This is a genomic window from Peptoniphilus sp. HMSC075B08 (assembly GCF_001815405.1).
Taxonomy (GTDB): domain Bacteria; phylum Bacillota; class Clostridia; order Tissierellales; family Peptoniphilaceae; genus Peptoniphilus_A; species Peptoniphilus_A harei.
In genome coordinates this window covers 55,188-75,798 of sequence record NZ_KV820460.1, presented here as the reverse complement: position 1 = coordinate 75,798, position 20,611 = coordinate 55,188, and the positions used below count along the sequence as shown (strand labels likewise).

Below are 20,611 nucleotides of genomic sequence, written 5' to 3'. Positions count from 1 at the left end.
ATCATAAGTTCCTTTCAATTAAGAATAGTATTATTTTAACAAAAAATAAGGATTTATGGTTTGAAAATTAAATTTTTTGGAAGCCAGTCATGAATTATTTTCTTACAATTTAATAGAAGCTGACATAAAAATACCCGGTGAATTTCCACCGGGTTTATTTTTATTGAGAATATTTTATTTTAGATAAATAACATTGAAACCATGTCTTGTACATGAAGTGGTGCTTCAGGTCCAACTGGAATTCCAAGTAGGTACCATACAACCATTAATAGTGACCAACCCACTAGGAAGCACATGGAGTATGGAAGCATCATTGATGTAAGTGTTCCAAGTCCAGAGTCCTTGTCGTATTTTTGCATGAATACAACGATCATTGCAAAGTAAGACATAAGTGGTGTGATGATGTTTGTTGAAGAGTCACCAATTCTATATGCAACTTGTGTAAGTGCAGGTGAAAGTCCAAGGTTGTACATCATTGGAACGAAGATTGGAGCCATGATTGCCCATTTTGCTGAAGCTGATCCCATGAATAGGTTAAGGAAGGCTGATAGCAAGATGAACATTAGTAGAAGTGGTAGTCCATTTAGTCCAATTGATTCTAAAAAGTCTGCTCCGTTTTTTGCAAGGATAAGTCCAAGGTTTGTCTTATTGAAATAAGATACGAATTGTGCTGCAAAGAATGCTAGTACCATGTATCCACCAAGACCTTGCATTGCCTTAGTCATTGTGTCAACTAAGTCGTGTGAAGTCTTAATTGTTCCAACTGTCTTACCATAAGCGAGACCTGGAACTAAGAATAGTAGAAGCATTGCTGGGATAAGTCCGTGACCTAAGAAGTTCTTAAGAGTCATTGCGTTCTTACCTTCTTCAAGTTCTCTAAATGGAGCACCTGCTGGGAACATTAGGAAGGCCATTATAGCTACGAAAATGATTAGTGCTATAAGTGCATTTCTAAGACCCTTCAATTCAAGTTCAGTTAATGGATTTTCGTCAACTTGGTAAGTTCCGTGGTATTCTCCTAAGTTCTTTTCAACAATTTTGTTTGTAACAAGTGTACCAACAATTGTGATTAAGAATGTTGAAACAAATAGGAAGTACCAGTTACAAGTTGCTGCTAGTTCCATATCAATTCCACCAGCTCTTAGGGCTTCGTTTGTGATGTTTGTAAGAAGTGGGTCAGTTGTACCAAGGATAAGGTTGGCTGAGAAACCACCACTAACACCAGCAAAGGCAGCTGCTATACCGGCAAGTGGATGACGACCAGCGTTAGCAAAGATAAGTGCTCCTAGTGGAACTACAACTAGGTATCCTGCGTCTGATGCGATGTTTGACATAACACCTGCGAAAACTACTGTAGCTGATAAAACTGTTGGGTTAACATTTGATAATAATTTCTTTAGAGTGGAATCAAATAGTCCACTGTTTTCAGCAACACCAACACCAAGCATAGCTACTAGTACTGTTCCTAGTGGAGCAAAGCCTGTGTAGTTATCAGTTGCAGAGTTAAAAATGTAGCGTAGACCATCCCAGTTAAGTAGGGAAACAGCCTCTTTAGTTACTTCTTCTCCTGCTTTAGCATCGAAGTATGTTACGCTCATGCCAGATTTTGCTGCAAAATATGAAACTATGATTACGATTACACTAAGTATTGCAAAAATTATGGCTGGGTGAGGTAACTTGTTACCAATTACTTCAACACCTTTCAGAAAGCCACCGACATCATTTTGGTCTTTGACTTTTTTGTTTTGTTCTTTCATAAATTCCTCCTTTTAATGAAAATAATATCCTCATAATTTAATACTATATTATCTATGATATACTTGCAAGAAATATTTGGTTTTGCTGCAAATGTTTGTAATACAGCAAAGGGATAAAGTCAAACTTTTGTTAATCCATTCATAAAAGTGAAAGAATAAGTTAAATAACCACTCTTTAGGTCCAAATTCATTTCACAAATTAAGTATATTATGCTAAAATAAGGTCTAAGAAATAAGGGGGAGTCCAATGAAAGAGTATAGTTCGTTTGAAATTCTTGGACCAGTAATGGTTGGTCCATCATCATCTCACACTGCAGGCGCTTGCAAAATTGCAAGACTAGCTGCAAAAATATGTCCAGATGATTATGAAAGCGTTGAGTTTTATCTTCATGGATCTTTTGCTTTTACATACAAGGGCCATGGAACAGATAGGGCACTTTTAGGTGGAATAATGGGATTCAAAACCTACGATAGCTCTATTAGGGATGCCTATGAAATTGCAGATGAGAGGGGAATTAAGTATTCCTTCATACCAATGAATTTAGGTGAAGGTTATCACCCAAACACTGTTAAGATTAAATTTAATTACAAGGATAGGGATAGTGAATATGTAATAGGGTCTTCAATTGGTGGTGGAAACATGATAATTGTTGACATCAATGGAATTGAAGTAGAATATGACGGCAAGTTCCCTACATTCTTATTCCAATATCCAGAACAGAAGGGTGTAATAGCAGACGTGTCAACTATTCTTGCTGACGAGTCCTACAATATTGAATCCATAAACACTACTAAGGATGAGCTTACAAATATTGTAACTCTAACTGTGGAGTTAGATGAAAGTGCAAACAAAAATCTAGTAGATAAATTGTTAAATAATTCCAGATATATCACATCAAAATATGTGGAGGTTTAAATGTTAAATACAGCTAAAGAAGTTATTGAAGCATGTAAAAAAGATAATATCCACATCTACGATTTAGTTCTTAGGGAAGAAACAAAGGCCCTTCATATGACTGAAGAAGAGATGAAGGATAAACTTAAGGGAATATTAGGTGTAATGAGAGGATCATCTCAAGAAACACTGGACAAATCCTTTGAAACTGAATATAAAATGATAGACGGTTTTGCAAAAATGATGAACGACTATCAAAAGGAAAAAGACCCTTTAACTAGCAAGTTCCTAGTTAGGGCAATGGCTATGGCCTTTTCCACATCTGAGACAAACGCAAACATGGGGACTATTGCAGCAGCACCTACTGCTGGAAGTTCTGGCATAATGCCAGCAGCCTTAATGGCAGCCAAAGAAAAGTATGACTTAGATGATGAGGTTTTAATAAATGGACTACTGACATCAATAGGAATAGGGCAAATTATTGGTAAATATGCAACATTCGCCGGTGCTGAAGGTGGATGTCAAGCAGAGTGTGGATCTGCCAGCGCAATGGCAGCAGCTGCACTAGTTGAGATGCTTGGCGGAAGTCCAGAAGAAGCACTAAACGCAGCCAGCATTACACTTATTAATGTAATGGGGCTAGCCTGTGACCCAATAGCAGGACTAGTAGAGTATCCATGTACTTTTAGGAACGCATCAGGTGTTATGAACTCTTTCATATCAACTGATATGGCCCTAGCAGGTATTAAATCAATTGTTCCCTTTGACGAAGTTTGTCAAGCAATGGGAGAAGTTGGTCACTTGCTACATGAATCTATTAGGGAGACTGGTCTTGGAGGATTAGCAGGCACAAAAACTGGCCAAGAAATCAGGGCTAAGTTTTTAAATATTAAGGAGGATTAAGGAAATGAAAGAAAAGAAAAAAATAGGTCTGATTCCTAGACTTATTATTGCCATTGCACTTGGGGTTCTTGTTGGACAATTTTTACCAGAAGTGGTAACTCAAGTAGCAATTACAATATCAGGATTATTTGGAAAGTTCCTAAACTTTATAATCCCACTAATGATTATTGCCTTTGTATCTAAGGGTATAGCAGACCTTTCAGAAGGTGCTGGTAAACTTTTAGGAGCAACTGTAGCTCTAGCATATGGATCTACATTAATTGCAGGTTCACTATCTTATACAATGGCAAGAAACATATTCCCAAGCTTTATTAGACCAGAGCTTGCAGAAGAAATTCAAAAAGCAACAGCAAATGAAGTTGCACCATTATTTGAAATTCCACTAGCACCTTTCATTGATGTAACTGCAGCACTTGTACTTGCATTTATGATTGGACTTACAGTTTCAGCTATAAGAGCTAAAGGATCTGGAGAAGTATTTTACAAAGCAATTAATGAATTCAACGAAATTATAAATCTAGTACTAGCAAAATTTGTAATTCCACTACTACCATTCTTTATCTTTGGTAACTTCTGTAACCTATCATACTCAGGTTCAGTATTTGCAATTCTTGGAATATTCTGGAAAATCTTCATCTGCATCATTGCACTACACCTACTATACCTAATAGTACAATTTTCACTTGCAGGAGCATACACAGGAAGAAATCCTTTCAAATGCTTAAAAGAAGCAGTTCCAGCTTACCTAACAGCAGCAGGTACACAATCATCTGCAGCAACTATTCCAGTTAACGTTGCTTGTAACAGAAAAATGGGTGTTACAGCTCAAATTAGAGAATTCTGTATCCCACTTTGTGCAACAGTTCACTTAGCAGGATCAATGATTACTCTTACAGCTTGCGTATTTACATTACTAACAATGTTTGATATGCCACACTCTTTCCCACTAATACTTAAATTTATCGCAGTTCTTGGAGTTGCTATGGTTGCAGCACCAGGTGCGCCAGGTGGAGCAGTAATGAGTGCCCTTCCATTCCTACCAGTAGTTGGAATCGATTCATCAGGAACACTCGCTACAATTTTAATTTCACTATACCTAACTCAAGACTCTTTTGGTACAGCTTGTAACGTAACAGGCGACAACGCTATTTCTATGGCAGTTGAAAAAATCTATTACAAACACATTGTAAAGAAACCTATCCCAGAAGAAGACTTCGATGATGGTAGAATAAACCTATAATTTAAAAGCATATTTACCTAAAAAGCTATGTCAATGACATGGCTTTTTTCTTTTGCAAAATAATTTTTATAAATTTGGTATAATGAAGTAAAGGTTGGTGGAAGACAGAAGATGAAGACTGTACTTATAACTGGAGCCTCTCGTGGAATTGGAAGAGACATTGCAAGAAGGCTTGCAAGAGAAGATTACAGAATTATTATTAACTACAATAAGTCAGAGGAAGCAGCAAGAGATTTAGAAAAAGAAATAAGAGAAATGGGCAAAGACGCCCTTGCCGTAAAAGCAGACATAAGAAAATTTTCTGAAGTTGAAGAGATGTTTAAAGAAGTAGAGAGAAGATTTAAGGGAGTTGACATCCTAATTAACAACGCAGGCATTTCTTCCTACGCCCTCTTCCAAGATATTGACGAAGAAACTTGGGACGAGATCTTTGATGTAAATGTAAAGGGAGTTTACAATGCAATCCATGCTGCCCTTCCCTATATGCTAAAGAAGCATTCAGGAAAAATCTTGAACATGACATCAATTTGGGGAATAGTTGGTGGGTCCATGGAGAGTCACTACTCTGCAACTAAGGGAGCTATTAACGCACTTACAAAAGCCTTGGCCCAAGAGCTTGGCTATTCAGGCATAACAGTTAACGCAGTTGCCCCAGGTGCAGTGGATACACCAATGACAAGAGAGATTGGGACAGACAACCTCTGCATCTTATCAGAAGACATACCCATGGGTAGACTTGCAACAACAGAAGAGATTGCAGAACTCGTTGCCTTTATGGTGTCAGATAAGAATTCTTACATGACGGGACAAATAATTTCTCCCAACGGTGGAATGATTGTATATTGATGTAAAAGAGAGATGTTAAAATGAAAATTTTATTTATTTACAACCCAAATTCTGGGGATGAAAGTGGGAAAGAATTTGTTGGAAAAATAGAAGATAAGCTTAAAAAATATTTTGATGAAGTTATCTTAAAAGAAACAAAAAAAGCTGGAGATGGGACAAAGTTTGTTGAAGAAATAAGAGGTGTAGATTCCATTGGAGTTTATGGTGGCGATGGGACTGTAAATGAAGTCCTACTTGGAATGAAAAATATTGATTCTAGAGCAAAACTCCTAATACTGCCAGGTGGAACAGGAAACTTATTGGCCAAAAGTCTTAATATTTCTCAAGATAAAGAAGAAGCACTTGAGTCTTTTGATTTTAAAAGGACAGAAAAGATTGACTTAGGAAGGGTTAACGATAAAATTTTTAGTCTCTTTGCATAAATTGGGCCAGTGCCAGAAGCAATTCATGAAGTTTCTTCTGAAGAGAAGTCAAAAATTGGAGGACTTGCTTATATAAAAAAGTCCATTGAAATGTTAGCTGGCTCGGAAAAATATAATCTTGACGTTAAATCAGATGGTGGAAATTATTCTGGTCCAGTAGACCACCTAATGATTGGACTTTCAAATAAAATTGGAAAGCTGGAATTCACATCTGAAAATAAAGAGATGAATAATGGATATGCAAATTTATTTATTCTAACTAAGGATTCTATTAAAGATAGGCTTGAATTATTAAAAGACTCATTAGAAGGAGAAGTGGAGCAAGGCAAAAATGTTTTAGACTTCACCGTTAAAGAAGCGGAGATTTCTTCAATAGATGATAAAGAAGTAAGACTTGATATAGATGGAGATGAGGGACCAAAACTTCCTGTAAAGATAAAGATTTTAAAGGAAGCTGTTGAAGTTTATATCCCGAGAGAGGAATTAACATGACAAAAATTTTATATGCCAAGGACTATGTTGAAAAGAAGACTGGTGACCTAGTTGAAAAAATTAAAAAATTAAAGGACAAGCCAATAATTTCTATTATTAGGGTGGGTGAGGACTATGGATCTCTTGCCTATTTAAAAGGAATAAAAAAATCTGCGGAAAAACTTGGAGTAAGTGTAGATGTAAATGAATTTAAAGAAGATGTGAGTCAAGATGAAATTTTGGATTGCCTAGAAGATTTAAACCAGGACAAAAAAATTGGTGGAATACTTGTCTTTAGGCCCCTGCCAGAAAGTATTGACGAAGATGTGATTTCCCTTGCTATTGATCCCGAGAAGGACATTGACTGCATGAATCCTATTAATAGAGCCAAGGTTTATAGCGGCCACTTAGATGGCTTTATCCCTCTTGCACCAAAGGCTGCTCACGAACTTTTAGAATTTTATGATTACGAATTAAAGGGGAAGGACGTTGTTATCATTAACCACTCCAATGTTGTTGGCAAACCCCTTGCCATGATTTTACTAAATGAGCTTGCAACTGTGACTGTTTGTCACGTGGGGACAAGAGACCTTAGGAAGCACACAAAAGCTGCTGATATAATCTTCACTGCCATGGGCAGGGCTGAGGTTCTTGACGAAACTTACTTCGATGAAGATGCAGTGGTAATTGATATTGGGACTTCAAAGAACAAGGAAGGAAAGTATCGTGGAGACCTTGACGAAGAAGCAGTTGATGGAAAAATTGGAGCTTTCTCACCAGTTCCTGGTGGTATAGGAAGCATCACAAACCTACTTCTACTTGAGAATGTAATAAATTATTACTTGTAAAAACTTAAATAAGAATTCATCCCTCCTCCTGGAGGGTTTTTTATTGAAAATTTGTTATAATTATTTTGTAACTTAAATAAAGGAGAAATTATGATAACAAATAAAGTGATTTTAGTAAGGCCCTACGCCTTTAATTTTAATATAGAGACAGCGACAGACAACATCTACCAAGTTAGCCCAAAGAAGGCTTCTGATGAAGAAATTCAAGAAAGGGCCCTAAGAGAATTTGACAGGGCAGTGGAAAGTTTAAGGGCAAAAAACATTCAAGTTGATGTAATTAGTGACTTTGATGATAGGACACCAGATTCAATTTTCCCCAACAATGTCTTTGTGACCTTCCCTGGCAAAATTTTTATTTCAGAGATGTACACAGACAATAGGAATGAAGAGTATGACAAGATTTTACCTCAGCTTAAAAAAATTCTGGACTACGACAGGGCAGAAGTTGTCGACTTTAGAAATGATGAGGGAAAAGTCCTTGAAGGGACTGGGGCTCTTGTTATAGACAGGTGGAACAATATTTGCTATGGAAGTCTTTCAAAACGTTGTGACAAGGGCGAATTTTTTAAATTTTGCAAGGCCTTTGATTTAAAGCCAGTTTATTTCAGGGCTAAGGACAAGGGGACTTATATCTACCACACCAATGTCATGATGATGGTGGGAGAAAAGTTTGCAATTATTGCGGATGACTTAATTGTGGAAAATAAAGAAGAAGTCCTTAAGTCCCTAAGAGAATCTGGAAAGGAAATTATTTCTCTTAACAAGGAAGAATTTGAAAACTTTGCAGGGAACTCCCTTGAGTTAAAGGGAGAGGACAGAAATATTCTTGTAATGGCCAAGTCAGCCTATGATCATCTTAGAAAAGAAAATAGAGAAAAAATTGAAAAACAGGATGAGATCCTGCCAGTTGATGTAGACACAATTTCAAAATACGGTGGCGGATCAATAAGGTGCATGATAGCAGAAAATTTCTTTGACATAAGGGAGGGTTGATATGGATTTATTAAAATGCCTGGCTTTTATAATTTTTGCCATCTTTTGGGCAAGACAAGTCCCCGAAAATTATAAAATATATAAGGAAGACAAGTCATGGGAAAATTTTTTGATACTATTAGGAAAAATTTTAATGGTCATAGCCTCAATAATTTTGGCAATTGGAGTTTATGTATAATATTGAGAGATAAATTTTATCTCTCTTTTTTATATTAATCTTTTTTATTATAAAATTTTAAAAAAGCTAATCCCAAAAGTAACCAAAAGAAGAAAATAATTAGGGCAGTGTAGCCCATAAAAGAAGGAGTTTTTGGTATGAAAGTGGAGATTACAATTACAGCAGAAATTATTATTGCTGGATAAATAGTTAGTTTTCCACCTGGGGCCTTGAAGGAAGTATAATAATCCTTATCCTTATTAATAAGAGCAGCTAAGGATAGGCAAGTTAAGAACCATCCAATTACAAAAGAAACTGAACCAAGACTGGTCAAGGGGTCAATTAAATTCATGCCCACAAAAGGACCGACAGCAGCAAAGAAAAAGCAGAAAACAAGAGCCGTTACAGGAGTTCCATATTCAGCATGCTCCCTTGCAAAAACCTTTGGAATAAGATTATTTTTTGCCATAGATTGAAGTAGTCTTGCCGATGCCATAAACATTCCATTCCAAGTTGAGAAAAGTCCGGAGACAGTTCCTATTACAATTAATTTATCAAGAATAAAACCAAGCCTTCCTCTGTAAGCATCTTGTAGCAAATATCCCATGGCAGGTGGACTTGCAAGAGAATAGGCTTGCCAATTGGACACGCTTCCTGTTGAAAGAATCACAAGTGAATAAAAAGCACCTGCTGCTACTATAGACAGAACCATGGCAATGGCGACATTTTTAAATTTTTTATCGGGTGAAGTTTCTTCCACAGATTGGGCAATAGTGTCAAAACCTGACATAAAAAAGGGAACAATTACAATAACTGCTATTATTCCACCAAAAAGTGAAGAGTGATTTCCCTCGCCGACGTTTTTATAGAGTGGATAGAAATTATAAATACTTCCAGCTTTAAAGGAAAAATAGATGACTATAAAACCTATTAAAATTATTAAAATAGAAAGTATAGATTGAAGCTTTGAAGCAAAATTTGCCCCCTTAAAATTTATAAAAAATAAGAGAAGAGCGAGTATTACTCCCATAAAAATTGAAGAAGCTTGTATAGGGTAACCAGCCACATAATAAAGGACCTTTGAACTAGATAAAAAAGGCACTAATTTTCTAAGAATTGTGTTTATATAAATAGCCTCCCAAGGCAGTATCGTTAGATAAGAAAGAGCAAGAAACCAAGATGAAATAAAGGATAAGTTTCGACCAAAGGCTTTACTAGTATAGACCATGACCCCACCAGCCTGTGGCAGGGTGGCAAGTAGCTCCCCGTGACATAGTCCAATTGGTATTAAGAGAATAGTTGCAATTACAAATCCAAGAAAGGCAGGAATAGGACCACCAGCTAGAGCTATCCAGCGATTAGAAGAAACTGCCCAGCCAACTCCAACCATAGATCCAAAACCAAGCATGAAAAAATCTAGATAACCCATATCACCTTTCTTTCTACTTTGTCTAATTCTCATTATATTTTTTATATTTGGAATTTTCTTTTTCATTTCACTATATTTATCTTTTTTCAAGAAAAACACCTCTATCAAAAGTATCTACATCAATTTACTGTGTTAAACTATACTATAATAATAAGTTAAAAATAAGTCTCTTGTCAAATTTATAAAGAATACAATTCTTATTTAATACTAAAAACAACTTGAACTAATAAAAATTAGAATATAAGATACCATAAGAAAGGAAAAATATGAAAAATAAAATTTTAACTATAATAGAAATTATTCTTGTGATAATCTTGCTAGTAAGTCTTTATAGGATTTACAATTACAACAAGGAAGACAAGGAGTTTAAGGACGCCACAAGAGAAGTCCAAGAAAAATTCGAAAGAGAAGAGCTAAAGACTCCTGATCCAAAAGTCGATGAAAAAGAAAAAAGAAATCGTGAAGCCATAAAAAAAATAGAAGACCTAAGAAAAGAATATCCATCAATTGTTGGCTGGATAAGGGTTGGTGGGACAGAAATTGACTATCCTATAGTCAAGGGAAGTGACAACGACTACTACCTAAACCACAATTACAAGGACGAGTATAATGTCTTTGGGGCCATCTTTATGGACTACAGGAACGATGAAAACTTTTCTGACCAAAACACAATTATCTATGGACACAACAATGTTAGGGCAGGTAACTTTAAGGACCTTCACAAGTATGAAGAAGAAGGGTTTTTTGCAGAAGATAGGTTTATAGAAATTTATTCCCTTGATGGCTACAAAAAATACAAGGTCTTTGCAGTCTACAATGCAAGTCCCTATGACAAGTTTAGGAGTCCATCTTATACTGAGGAAGAGGGAGAAGACCTCCTTAGATATATAAAAGAAAAAAATACTTTTAATGGAGATCTTCCAAAGAAGATTGAAGACATCTTGACCCTACAAACTTGTTCTCCAGGAGATACAAGGCTTGTAGTTCAAGGAATATTAGTTGATGAATAAAAACTCAGAAAGTCGCCTTAGGGCGATTTTTTTGTGAGAATTTTTAAGGTGCCAAGTCACAAAGCTAGGTTTTAAATTTTTTTATCTTATAAAATTTTTATCAAGTACAATTAAAATACAAGTTAATAAAAAACTACAAGTTCATAAAAAAATATGAGCTTATAAAAATTCGCAAGTTCATAAAAACACATAAGTTAAAATAAAAAGATGAACTAGCTTTAATTTACAAAAGATGAAAAGATTGTTATAATATAAACAATTAGGAGGTGTTAATTTGCCGAAGGATGCAAGGAGTATTTCCGAAACCGTAATAAGGAGAATGCCAGTCTATCACAGATACTTAAAAGAACTCATAGAAGATGGAGTAGAGAGAGTTTCTTCTAAGGAACTTAGTGGCCTCACTGGTTTTTCTGCTTCGCAAATTAGACAGGACTTAAATAATTTTGGGGGATTTGGCCAACAGGGATATGGTTACAATACCAAGGCTCTTAAAGACCAGGTTGATAAAATTCTTGGAATAGACAAGTCTTACAAGAGTATAGTGATTGGTGCTGGTAGACTTGGACAAGCCATTGCAAGATACAATGGATTTAGGGATTCTGGTTTTAATGTCATTTCACTTTTTGACATTAAAGATGACATAGAAGACATTAGTGGGATCAAGGTCCGTAATATGAAGGACTTAGAAAATTACATAAGATATGAAGGTGTAGACGTTGCAATTATCACTGTGCCAAGAGAAGTTTGTGAAGAGGTGGCAGATAGGGTAATTGATGCAGGCGTAAAGGGAATTTGGAACTTCGCACCCTACGACCTAAAGGGACCGGAAGGCATTGTAGTTGAAAACATAAGACTTAATGATTCCCTTTTAACCCTATCTTATTTTATGAAAGAAATTAGCTGACCTATTATTTAATAATAGGTTTTTTATTTATAGGAGTTTTTTATTGATGAAGATAAATTTTGATGAAGGCTTTTGCAAGATCACTGACCTAGAAGAATTTGACCCAAGAGATATTTTCACTTGCGGCCAGGCCTTTAGGTGGTACGAAGAAGAGGACGGGTCCTTCTCCTTTGTAACCCACGGCATAGTTGCCAATGCAAAAAAAGTTGGAGATGAAATAATTTTAAAGGGAGTAGATGAAAAGTCCTTTGAGGAAATTTTTTATGACTACTTCGACCTTTCTCGTGACTACAAAATAGTTATGGAAGAACTTTCCAAAGACGAGGTGATGAAAAGGGCAACAGAATATGGCAAGGGGATAAGGATCTTAAACCAAGACAAGTTTGAGACAATAATCTCCTTTATAATTTCTGCCAACAATCAAATACCTAGGATTCAAAAGGCAATAGAAAAGATTTCTGAAATGTATGGGGACTATCTTGGGGAAGATGAAAATAGAAAATACTATTCCTTCCCAAGTCCAGATCAGCTTGCTCTTGCCAAGCCAGAAGACCTTCGTGAGTTTGCAAGGGTGGGCTTCCGTGACAAGAGGATAGTTGAAACATCAAAATTAATTGCATCAGGTCAAGTTGACATCAATAAAATCGACGACATGGACCTGGAAGATGCAAGAAAGGAACTCCAAATCCTGCCAGGAGTTGGTCCAAAGGTTGCCGACTGCATCCTCCTCTTTGCCTTTGACAGGAAGGAGTCTTTCCCAGTTGACGTGTGGATAAAGAGGGTTATGGAGGAACTTTATTTAAAAGAAGTGACACCAAAGTCCAAGATTGCCATGCGTGGAAGAGAAGTCTTTGGCAAGAATGCAGGATTTGCCAACCAATATCTCTTTTATTATGGAAGAGAAAACAAGTTGGGAAAGTAATTTATAAACTTATAAGAAATAAAGAAAGACTGAGTTTTTTATGACTCAGTCTTTTTTGTGGATTTTTAATTTTTTCTTCTTAAATATATTTGTTTTCAAAAGAAAATCACTTTTGAAAGATTTCTAATTTTTCTATCCTATCAAAGGCCTCGTTAATCCTGTCCTTGTTAACTGTAACGGCAATTCTAATAAAGCCATCGCCAGCATCACCAAAGGCCTTTCCATCAATTAAGTTAACGTGGGCCTTTTCTAAAATTTCTTTTACAACTTCATCAGTTGTCATGCCTGGGACAGAAATTTTTGGGAAGATGTAAAAAGTTCCCTTTGGTCTCATAACTTCAACGTGATTTAACTTCTTTAGCCTATCGTAGGCAAGGTACATCCTCTCCTTGTACTCTTCTGCAAGGGGCGGACAAATTCTCTTCCTGTTTTCAATGCCAACAACTCCTGCGTATTGGCAAATTGTTGGGACTGCGTAAACTGTGTTTGTGTGAATGGAAGTCATGGACTTAATAAGGTCCTTGTGGGCAACAATGGCACCAAGCCTCCAGCCAGTCATTACATAGTCCTTGGACATTGAAGAGATTGAAATCACCCTGTCAAAGTTTTTATCCCACTTGATCATTGGAGTGAAGGCAGACTCGTAGGAATAAATTGTGTAGATGTCGTCACAAATCACTAAGATGTCGTGTTTAACAGCAAGATCATAAATTTCTTTTAGGGTCTCGTCACTATAAACTGCCCCAGTTGGATTGTTGGGAGTGTTTATTATAATGGCCTTAGTCTTTTCATTTATTAATTTTTCAAGTTCAGATGGGATAATGTCAAAATCATTTTCGAACTTTGTGTCATAGAAGACAGTTTTACCACCAGCCATGTCAACTTGGTCTGGGTAGACACTAAAGTAAGGTGAAGGAACTATTACTTCATCGCCTTCTTCTAGGATAGCTTGAAGGATTAAAAACATCCCTTCAGTTCCTGACATAGTAATCATAACTTCATCAGGGTCGCAAGTCACTCCAAAGTCTTCCTTATAAAAGTCTGCTATGGCTTTTCTTAGGCCTATGTAACCTTGTGGATCTGCGTAGTGGGTGTGACCTGCCATTTGTGAGTCGTAGGCTTCCTTTATTATGGTCTCATCAGTAGCAAGGTCTGGGTCGCCAACGCCAAAGTTGATAAAGTCATCATAGATCTCTGAGTAGTCAACAGCGTAAATAGATTCTTCAACATCCCTATATTTTTCACGGATAAATTTCTTCATAAAAACCTCCCTTTATTTCTAATAGTTTATTTTATCATAAATAAATATTTAATTAATAGGCATTGTTTTAATTCCTTAAATAATAAGATTCTCTATGATATAATTAATTTAATATAAATAAAAATATGGGAGGAATCCTTTTGGATAAAATATTAGTAAAATCAAAGGGCCCACTAAAGGGCAAGGTTAGAATTTCTGGTGCGAAGAACGCAGCTCTTCCAATTTTAGCAGCGACTATTCTTGGCACAGAAAAAATTATTTTGGAAGATGTTCCAGAGCTAAAGGACGTTGAGATAATTACAGAAGTCTTAAGAAAACTCGGACTTAAAATAGAAAAAGATGGCAATAGACTTGAGATTGATCCAAGTGGTCTTAATTCTTATGAAACTGACTACGAACTTATGAGCAAGATGAGGGCATCCTTCTTGGTCATGGGACCTCTTCTTGCAAAGTTAAAGAAGGCCCACAACTCTCTACCTGGTGGATGTAACATTGGATCAAGACCAATTGACCTACACTTAAAGGGCTTTAGGGCACTAGGTGCAAATATAGAGATGACTCACGGAGAAATTATGGCTGAGTGCGACAAGCTTGTTGGAACTAGGATTTATCTTGACTTCCCATCAGTTGGGGCAACAGAAAATATTATGACTGCGGCTGTTCTTGCTGAAGGCGAAACTATTTTGGAAAACTGTGCCATGGAACCAGAAATTGTTGACCTTGCAAACTTCCTAAATAAAATGGGAGCCAAGGTGACAGGGGCAGGAACTTCTACAATAAAGATTAAGGGTGTAGAAAAGTTGACTGGCTGCACTCACCAAATTATTCCAGACAGGATTGAAGCAGGGACTTTTATGGTAGCTGCAGCAATTACTGGTGGAGACATCACAATTGAAAATATTATTACTTCCCACTTAAAACCAGTTATAGCAAAGCTAGAAGAAACTGGTGCTCAAGTAATTGAAAATGGAGAGACTGTTAGGGTAATAGGTACAGATGAAATTAAACCGATTGAAATAAAAACCTTGCCTCATCCAGGCTTCCCAACAGACCTACAAGCACAGTTCATGGCTCTATTAACTCAAGCCGAAGGACAATCTTCTATTATAGAGACAGTTTTTGAAAATCGCTTCATGCACGCCGATGAACTTAAGAAAATGGGTGCAAAAATCAAAGTAGTAGATAGAGAAGCTATACTTTTGGGTAAGAACAAACTATACGGATCCAAAGTTGCTGCAACTGATTTAAGAGCGGGAGCTGCCCTTATACTTGCAGGCTTAGTTTCCGAAGGAGAGACTGAAATCTCTGAAATTCATCACATCGATAGGGGATATGAAAAAATTGAAGAGAAATTTAGAAATCTTGGAGCCGATATCAAAAGAATCTAAGAAAGGACGATGATAATGAAGAAAAAAATAATTATTGGAATGCTTTTAGTGCTTTCCCTATTTATGACAGCTTGCTCCTCCAAGGACAAGGGTGATGAAGAAGGAAAGATACTAAAAGTTGCAGTTTCAGAAGATACAACATCTCTTGAAACTTCTTCAATAGATGATGACTATGCTGAAAACATCTTGATCCAAGTTTATGACACTTTGGTAAAGAGAAATGCAAAGGGTGAAATTGTAAATTCACTTGCAGAATCTATTGAAAACCCAGACCCACAAACTTTTAAGATAAAGTTAAGAGAGGGAGTTAAGTTCTCCAACGGAGATCCTCTAACAGTAGATGACGTAATATTTACACTAAATAGGGCTGCAGAAACTGACAAGTTCAAACCATTTTATGGAAAAATCGATAAGAACTCTTATCAAAAAGAAGACGACTTGACTTTCTCCTTTAAATTAACTGAACCAGATGCTGCTTTCTTAAGCTCACTTTCTCACCCAGCAGTTTCAATCCTTTCAAAGGCTTATGTTGAAGGTGGAGCAGATCTTGCTACTGAACCAATGGGAACCGGTCCTTTCGTATTAGACGAATGGATTCAAAATGACCACGCTACTTTCTCAGTAAATGAAAACTATTGGGGAGAAAAGCCACAAATTGCTGGAATCGAAATGAAGGTTATTCCAGAAGCATCTCAAAGGATTATTGAGCTTGAATCTGGTGGAGTAGACTTAGCTTATAAGGTTGATCCAAGTGAAATTCCTAACATCGAAGAAAATGACGAATTAAAACTTTATAGAAAGTTAGATAACTCAGTTCACTTTATTGGATTTAATATGGAAAAGGCACCTTTTGACAAGAAGGAAGCTAGAGAAGCTATGGTAAATGCCATTGACATGAATACAATTTTTGAAACTGTCTATATGAACAGTGGAAAACTTGCAACAAGTCCAATTAACCCTAACTTCAAATACTCTATTGCAGATTCACTTGAAACAAATAAGGTTAACAAGGACAAGGCAAAGGAACTTTTTGCAGCAGCAGGCATGGGAGAAGGAACAAATCTTTCAATCTACACATCTGACAACACTCAAAGAGTTAATGTTGCAACTATGATGCAAGCCCAATTAAAGGAATATGGAATTGGACTTAATGTGGAAAGACTTGAATGGGGTGCTTTTGTTGACGCACTTAAGAGACAAGAACACAATATGTTCATCATGAGCTGGAACCCATCAATTGTAGATGCTCATTATGAACTTTTCCAACCATTCCATTCATCAAACAAGGGCCAAGGACCAAACTACATGTACTTTGGCAATGAAGAACTTGATAATTTAATGAAGGAAGGTCTTTCAACAGTTGATGAAGCAAAAAGAGCAGAAATCTATAAGAGGGCTCAAGAGCTTATAAATCAAGAATATCCATGGTTATACATTTGCTATGGTGAAACACTTGTGGCAGCTAACAATAGAGTAGAAGGACTTCAACTACTTCCAAAATATCCACAAGAACTTAAAGATGTAACTTTATTAGAAAAATAATTTTTTTGAAATTCACCAAGTTCTTATTTGGTGAATTTCGTCTTTTCTAGGAAAGAAAGGATTAGATATGACAAAATATATTTTAAAGAGACTCTTAATTTTAATACCTACTCTCTTGGGAGTAAGTTTTATAGTCTTCTTGCTCCTCTACCTTTCACCAGGTGATGCTGCCCTTGCAGCAGCTGGACCCAACGCAACCAAGGAAACTGTAGAAGCTATAAGAGAGAGTCTGGGACTAAATGAACCCTTTCTGGTTCAATATGGGAATTATTTAAAAAATTTAGTCTTCCACTTTGACTTGGGGACAAGCTACCAATCAGGAAGATCTGTTACAGCAGCCCTCTTAAGAGTATTTCCAACAACAATTAAGCTTGCTGGCGGAGCACTTCTTATTGCAGTAGTAATGGGAATATCCTTTGGAGTCCTTGCAGCCATAAAGAAAAACACAATCATTGATTCTATAATCACAGCTGTGGGAATGGTAGGACTAGCTATGCCAATCTTTTGGTCAGGACTACTACTTATAATAATTTTCTCTACTAAGTTAAAGCTCCTACCGGCATCAGGCTTTTCATCTATTAAACAGATGATCCTTCCATGGTTTGCCCTGGGCTTCCAATCTTCAGCAGTTATTATGAGGATGACAAGGTCAGCCATGTTAGATGTCTTGGACAAGGACTACATCAGGACAGCCTATGCCAAGGGACTTCCAAAATCCAAGATTATCTTTGTTCACGCCCTAAAAAATGCCATGGTCCCAGTTATAACAACTATTGGACTTCAAGCTGGTGGACTTCTTGGTGGAAGTATTTTGACAGAGACAATTTTCTCCATACCAGGAATTGGCAGGTTAATGGTTGACTCCATAAAAACTCGTGACTATCCAATAATCCTTGGAGCCATTATGCTTATTGCCATAGTTTACTCAGTGATATCTATTGTGGTAGACATTCTCTATGGATTTATAAATCCTAGAATTAAGTCAGAGTACAAGTAGGTGGAATATGCTAAAGAGATTTAAAACATTTTTTAAATATTATAAGAGAAACAAGATTGCAGTTGTTGCTCTTGGGATTTTAATCTTAATAATACTTGGAGCAATTTTTGCAGACTATCTTGCGCCCTATGATTACACAGAGCAGTTTCCAGCTGACAACTTCTTGAAGCCAAGTTCAGATCACCTAATGGGGACAGATAACTTTGGCCGTGATATATTTTCAAGAGTCCTAAAGGGAGCCCAAGTCTCTCTTAAGATTGGATTCTCATCAGTAATTATATCTACATTTGTAGGAGTTATCATTGGGGCCCTTGCAGGTTACTATGAGGGAGTCTTTGATGCCATAATCATGAGGGTCATGGATACTATTTTATCTATTCCTCAACTTGTACTGGCTATTGCCCTTGCAGCAGCTCTTGGTGGTGGAATGAGAAACTTAATCTTAGCAGTTTCCCTTTCATCCGTTCCATCCTATGCCAGAATTGTAAGAAGTCAGGTTATGTCTGTTAAGAATTTGGAATATATAGAATCGGCGAGACTTGCTGGAGTAAAAACTTTTAAATTAATTTTTGCAGAGATCCTTCCCAATTGCTTTGCCCCAATAATTGTCCAAGCAACAATTGGGGTTGGAACTGCAATCCTATCAGCAGCCTCTCTTTCCTTTATTGGAATGGGAATTATGCCGCCAGAAGCAGAGTGGGGTCAAATGCTTTCTGAGGGAAGGGCCTATATAAGGAACTATCCTCACATAACTCTCTTCCCAGGTATAGCCATCGCCCTAACTATTTTAGTCTTAAATATAGTTGGCGATGCCCTAAGAGATGCCTTTGATCCAAAGTTCAGGAGGTAGTATGTTATTAGAAATAAAAGATCTTGAAGTTTTTTTTAAAAGCTCTCAAGGTATTGTCAAAGCAGTAAACAAGGTTAATATAAATACTCGTGACGGTAAGACAACTGCCATAGTAGGAGAAAGTGGATCAGGTAAGTCCGTTACCACTCTTGCCATTATGGGACTTCTCGACAAGTCATCTCTTGAAAAAATTTCTGGAGAAATAAATTTTGAAGGTAAGAACTTGTTGGAAGCAACTCCTGAAGAACTTAGGAAGATAAGGGGAAATGAAATCTCCATGATTTTCCAAGAGCCAATGACATCTCTCAATCCAGCCCTAAAGGTTGGCTATCAAATGTCAGAAGTATTTAGGACTCACTTCGATATGGACAAGAAGACTGCAAAGGAAAAGTCCATTGAGATGATAAAAAAAGTTGAGATTCCTAGGGCAGAAGATGTTTACAACTCTTATCCCCACGAACTTTCTGGAGGAATGAGACAGAGGATCATGATTGCCATGGCCCTTTCATCATCTCCCAAACTCCTAATAGCAGATGAGCCAACAACAGCCCTTGACGTTACAATCCAAAAGGAAGTCTTGGAGCTTATGAAAAAGTTAAAGGAAGACATGAATACTTCAATTATTTTCATAACCCACGACCTGGGAGTTGTATCTGATATCGCGGACTATGTCAACGTAATGTACGCAGGCAAGGTTGTGGAAAGAGCCAAGGCAGAAGATATCTTCACCCATCCCCTTCATCCTTACACAAGAGGACTTATTAAGGCTATACCAAGTGCCCACAAGAAGAAGGACGAGCTTTACACAATTAGGGGATCAGTTCCCAATCCAATAGGACTTCCAGATCGTTGTAACTTCTGTGAAAGGTGTGACGAGAGAATGAAAATTTGTGAAGAGAAGGCTCCCGAAGAAGTTGATGTAAATGGCCAAAAGGTCAGCTGCTTCTTGTACAGGTGATATTATGGAAGAAAAAGTAATTTTACAAGTTAAGAATGTAAACAAGGAATTTAATCTTGGCAAGAAGAAGGTCCTAAAGGCAGTAGATGATATTTCCTTTGACCTAAAGACTTCACACACCCTTGGAGTTGTAGGTGAAAGTGGTTCAGGCAAGTCAACTCTTGCCAGGTGCATAATGGGCCTTTATCCCGATGCCACAGGCCAGATAATTTACAAGGGAAAGAATATTTTAGAAGAAAACCAAAGGGAACTTAAAGAATATAGGAAAGACGTCCAAATGATTTTCCAAGATCCTTATTCATCACTTAACCCAAGAAAAAAATGCAAGGACATAATTGCCTCTGGCATAAGAAATCTTTTGGGAGAGAGGGACAAGAAGAAAATCCACAAAAAAGTCTTGGAGACAATGGAAATTTGTGGTCTTTCAGAATACCACATGGAGAGATATCCTCATGAGTTCTCGGGGGGACAAAGGCAGAGGATTTCTATTGCAAGAGCCCTTGCTGTTGATCCCAAAATAATTATTGCTGACGAACCAACTTCAGCCCTTGATGTTTCCATTCAAGCTCAAATAATTAACTTGATGGAAGATTTGCAAAAGGACTTGGGACTTTCTATGATCTTCATTTCCCACGACCTTTCAGTTGTTAGGCACGTGGCAGAAGAAGTTCTCGTAATGTATCATGGCCAGTGCGTGGAATACGACGAGTCAGAAGAAGTTTTTGAAAACCCAAAGATGGACTACACGAAAAAATTATTATCATCAGTACCTGGAAAGACCCTTGCTGAAGTTGAAGAAGTGTAGAAAATTTTAAGCT

General features: G+C 37.0%; 21 protein-coding genes. 18 read left to right on the top strand and 3 right to left on the bottom strand.

What is annotated here, in order from left to right:
• Positions 1-179: 179 nt before the first annotated feature.
• Positions 180-1,757: an AbgT family transporter gene (locus HMPREF3023_RS08940; RefSeq protein WP_070702747.1), complete on the bottom strand. Its 1,578-nt coding sequence runs from the start codon at positions 1,755-1,757 to the stop codon at positions 180-182.
• A 247-nt stretch (positions 1,758-2,004) separates the two neighbouring features.
• Here HMPREF3023_RS08940 and sdaAB point away from each other — a divergent pair, with 247 nt between their 5' ends.
• The 9 genes from sdaAB (at position 2,005) to HMPREF3023_RS09505 (ending at position 8,553) form a co-directional block, all read left to right on the top strand.
• Complete coding sequence (gene sdaAB, locus HMPREF3023_RS08935) at positions 2,005-2,673, top strand: L-serine ammonia-lyase, iron-sulfur-dependent subunit beta (RefSeq protein WP_070702746.1); 669 nt, start codon at positions 2,005-2,007, stop codon at positions 2,671-2,673.
• Positions 2,674-3,555, top strand: coding sequence for an L-serine ammonia-lyase, iron-sulfur-dependent, subunit alpha (sdaAA, locus tag HMPREF3023_RS08930; RefSeq protein ID WP_070702745.1), 882 nt, complete (start codon positions 2,674-2,676; stop codon positions 3,553-3,555).
• Positions 3,556-3,559: 4 nt separating this feature from the next.
• The gene (locus HMPREF3023_RS08925) at positions 3,560-4,795 is read left to right on the top strand and encodes a dicarboxylate/amino acid:cation symporter (RefSeq protein WP_070702744.1); all 1,236 of its coding nucleotides are present in this window, start codon (positions 3,560-3,562) and stop codon (positions 4,793-4,795) included.
• A 111-nt stretch (positions 4,796-4,906) separates the two neighbouring features.
• The gene (ymfI, locus tag HMPREF3023_RS08920) at positions 4,907-5,641 is read left to right on the top strand and encodes an elongation factor P 5-aminopentanone reductase (protein WP_070702743.1); all 735 of its coding nucleotides are present in this window, start codon (positions 4,907-4,909) and stop codon (positions 5,639-5,641) included.
• Positions 5,642-5,661: 20 nt separating this feature from the next.
• Positions 5,662-6,063: a diacylglycerol/lipid kinase family protein gene (locus HMPREF3023_RS09730; protein ID WP_246829208.1), complete on the top strand. Its 402-nt coding sequence runs from the start codon at positions 5,662-5,664 to the stop codon at positions 6,061-6,063.
• A 9-nt stretch (positions 6,064-6,072) separates the two neighbouring features.
• Positions 6,073-6,555: a diacylglycerol/lipid kinase family protein gene (locus HMPREF3023_RS09725; protein ID WP_246829207.1), complete on the top strand. Its 483-nt coding sequence runs from the start codon at positions 6,073-6,075 to the stop codon at positions 6,553-6,555.
• Positions 6,552-7,382: a bifunctional 5,10-methylenetetrahydrofolate dehydrogenase/5,10-methenyltetrahydrofolate cyclohydrolase gene (locus tag HMPREF3023_RS08910; protein ID WP_070702741.1), complete on the top strand. Its 831-nt coding sequence runs from the start codon at positions 6,552-6,554 to the stop codon at positions 7,380-7,382. Before HMPREF3023_RS09725 ends, HMPREF3023_RS08910 begins: the two co-directional genes overlap by 4 nt.
• A 90-nt stretch (positions 7,383-7,472) precedes the next feature.
• Entirely contained in the window at positions 7,473-8,375 is a 903-nt protein-coding gene (locus tag HMPREF3023_RS08905) for an arginine deiminase-related protein (RefSeq protein WP_070702739.1), read from the top strand.
• A gap of 1 nt (position 8,376) precedes the next feature.
• The gene (locus HMPREF3023_RS09505; RefSeq protein ID WP_005955075.1) at positions 8,377-8,553 is read left to right on the top strand and encodes a hypothetical protein; all 177 of its coding nucleotides are present in this window, start codon (positions 8,377-8,379) and stop codon (positions 8,551-8,553) included.
• Between the two features lie 34 nt (positions 8,554-8,587).
• Here HMPREF3023_RS09505 and HMPREF3023_RS08900 read toward each other — a convergent pair whose 3' ends face one another.
• On the bottom strand, positions 8,588-10,027 hold the full coding sequence (locus tag HMPREF3023_RS08900; RefSeq protein WP_168165810.1) for an APC family permease: 1,440 nt from the start codon (positions 10,025-10,027) through the stop codon (positions 8,588-8,590).
• Positions 10,028-10,227: 200 nt separating this feature from the next.
• On the opposite strand from HMPREF3023_RS08900, the gene srtB reads away from it, so the two are divergent.
• The 3 genes from srtB to HMPREF3023_RS08885 all read left to right on the top strand — a co-directional run bounded on the left by srtB (position 10,228) and on the right by HMPREF3023_RS08885 (position 12,797).
• Positions 10,228-10,971, top strand: a complete 744-nt coding sequence (gene srtB, locus HMPREF3023_RS08895) for a class B sortase (RefSeq protein WP_070702735.1) — start codon at positions 10,228-10,230, stop codon at positions 10,969-10,971.
• A gap of 274 nt (positions 10,972-11,245) precedes the next feature.
• Positions 11,246-11,875, top strand: coding sequence for a redox-sensing transcriptional repressor Rex (locus HMPREF3023_RS08890; RefSeq protein ID WP_070702733.1), 630 nt, complete (start codon positions 11,246-11,248; stop codon positions 11,873-11,875).
• Between the two features lie 46 nt (positions 11,876-11,921).
• Positions 11,922-12,797: a DNA-3-methyladenine glycosylase family protein gene (locus HMPREF3023_RS08885; protein ID WP_070702731.1), complete on the top strand. Its 876-nt coding sequence runs from the start codon at positions 11,922-11,924 to the stop codon at positions 12,795-12,797.
• Positions 12,798-12,903: 106 nt separating this feature from the next.
• Here the strand turns inward: HMPREF3023_RS08885 and HMPREF3023_RS08880 are convergent, their stop codons facing one another.
• Positions 12,904-14,058 (bottom strand): aminotransferase class I/II-fold pyridoxal phosphate-dependent enzyme, encoded by a 1,155-nt coding sequence (locus tag HMPREF3023_RS08880; RefSeq protein WP_070702729.1) that lies wholly within the window; start codon positions 14,056-14,058, stop codon positions 12,904-12,906.
• Positions 14,059-14,198: 140 nt separating this feature from the next.
• On the opposite strand from HMPREF3023_RS08880, the gene murA reads away from it, so the two are divergent.
• From murA to HMPREF3023_RS08850, 6 genes are all read left to right on the top strand, one after another.
• Complete coding sequence (murA, locus tag HMPREF3023_RS08875; RefSeq protein ID WP_070702727.1) at positions 14,199-15,446, top strand: UDP-N-acetylglucosamine 1-carboxyvinyltransferase; 1,248 nt, start codon at positions 14,199-14,201, stop codon at positions 15,444-15,446.
• Between the two features lie 15 nt (positions 15,447-15,461).
• Positions 15,462-16,988 (top strand): ABC transporter substrate-binding protein, encoded by a 1,527-nt coding sequence (locus tag HMPREF3023_RS08870; RefSeq protein WP_070702725.1) that lies wholly within the window; start codon positions 15,462-15,464, stop codon positions 16,986-16,988.
• 67 nt (positions 16,989-17,055) lie between these two features.
• Complete coding sequence (locus HMPREF3023_RS08865; RefSeq protein ID WP_070702723.1) at positions 17,056-17,985, top strand: ABC transporter permease; 930 nt, start codon at positions 17,056-17,058, stop codon at positions 17,983-17,985.
• 7 nt (positions 17,986-17,992) lie between these two features.
• Complete coding sequence (locus HMPREF3023_RS08860) at positions 17,993-18,835, top strand: ABC transporter permease (protein ID WP_070702721.1); 843 nt, start codon at positions 17,993-17,995, stop codon at positions 18,833-18,835.
• Position 18,836: 1 nt separating this feature from the next.
• Positions 18,837-19,793, top strand: coding sequence for an ABC transporter ATP-binding protein (locus HMPREF3023_RS08855; protein ID WP_070702719.1), 957 nt, complete (start codon positions 18,837-18,839; stop codon positions 19,791-19,793).
• Positions 19,794-19,797: 4 nt separating this feature from the next.
• Positions 19,798-20,598, top strand: coding sequence for an ATP-binding cassette domain-containing protein (locus HMPREF3023_RS08850; protein ID WP_070702717.1), 801 nt, complete (start codon positions 19,798-19,800; stop codon positions 20,596-20,598).
• Positions 20,599-20,611: the final 13 nt, after the last annotated feature.

Bases quoted from the DNA above. Each gene is read 5' to 3' on its own strand.
- HMPREF3023_RS08940 (WP_070702747.1), bottom strand. From the start codon at position 1,757: ATGAAAGAACAAAACAAAAAAGTCAAAGACCAAAATGATGTCGGTGGC.
- sdaAB (WP_070702746.1), top strand. From the start codon at position 2,005: ATGAAAGAGTATAGTTCGTTTGAAATTCTTGGACCAGTAATGGTTGGT.
- sdaAA (WP_070702745.1), top strand. From the start codon at position 2,674: ATGTTAAATACAGCTAAAGAAGTTATTGAAGCATGTAAAAAAGATAAT.
- HMPREF3023_RS08925 (WP_070702744.1), top strand. From the start codon at position 3,560: ATGAAAGAAAAGAAAAAAATAGGTCTGATTCCTAGACTTATTATTGCC.
- ymfI (WP_070702743.1), top strand. From the start codon at position 4,907: ATGAAGACTGTACTTATAACTGGAGCCTCTCGTGGAATTGGAAGAGAC.
- HMPREF3023_RS09730 (WP_246829208.1), top strand. From the start codon at position 5,662: ATGAAAATTTTATTTATTTACAACCCAAATTCTGGGGATGAAAGTGGG.
- HMPREF3023_RS08910 (WP_070702741.1), top strand. From the start codon at position 6,552: ATGACAAAAATTTTATATGCCAAGGACTATGTTGAAAAGAAGACTGGT.
- HMPREF3023_RS08905 (WP_070702739.1), top strand. From the start codon at position 7,473: ATGATAACAAATAAAGTGATTTTAGTAAGGCCCTACGCCTTTAATTTT.
- HMPREF3023_RS09505 (WP_005955075.1), top strand. From the start codon at position 8,377: ATGGATTTATTAAAATGCCTGGCTTTTATAATTTTTGCCATCTTTTGG.
- HMPREF3023_RS08900 (WP_168165810.1), bottom strand. From the start codon at position 10,027: ATGAAAAAGAAAATTCCAAATATAAAAAATATAATGAGAATTAGACAA.
- srtB (WP_070702735.1), top strand. From the start codon at position 10,228: ATGAAAAATAAAATTTTAACTATAATAGAAATTATTCTTGTGATAATC.
- HMPREF3023_RS08885 (WP_070702731.1), top strand. From the start codon at position 11,922: ATGAAGATAAATTTTGATGAAGGCTTTTGCAAGATCACTGACCTAGAA.
- HMPREF3023_RS08880 (WP_070702729.1), bottom strand. From the start codon at position 14,058: ATGAAGAAATTTATCCGTGAAAAATATAGGGATGTTGAAGAATCTATT.
- HMPREF3023_RS08870 (WP_070702725.1), top strand. From the start codon at position 15,462: ATGAAGAAAAAAATAATTATTGGAATGCTTTTAGTGCTTTCCCTATTT.
- HMPREF3023_RS08865 (WP_070702723.1), top strand. From the start codon at position 17,056: ATGACAAAATATATTTTAAAGAGACTCTTAATTTTAATACCTACTCTC.
- HMPREF3023_RS08860 (WP_070702721.1), top strand. From the start codon at position 17,993: ATGCTAAAGAGATTTAAAACATTTTTTAAATATTATAAGAGAAACAAG.
- HMPREF3023_RS08855 (WP_070702719.1), top strand. From the start codon at position 18,837: ATGTTATTAGAAATAAAAGATCTTGAAGTTTTTTTTAAAAGCTCTCAA.
- HMPREF3023_RS08850 (WP_070702717.1), top strand. From the start codon at position 19,798: ATGGAAGAAAAAGTAATTTTACAAGTTAAGAATGTAAACAAGGAATTT.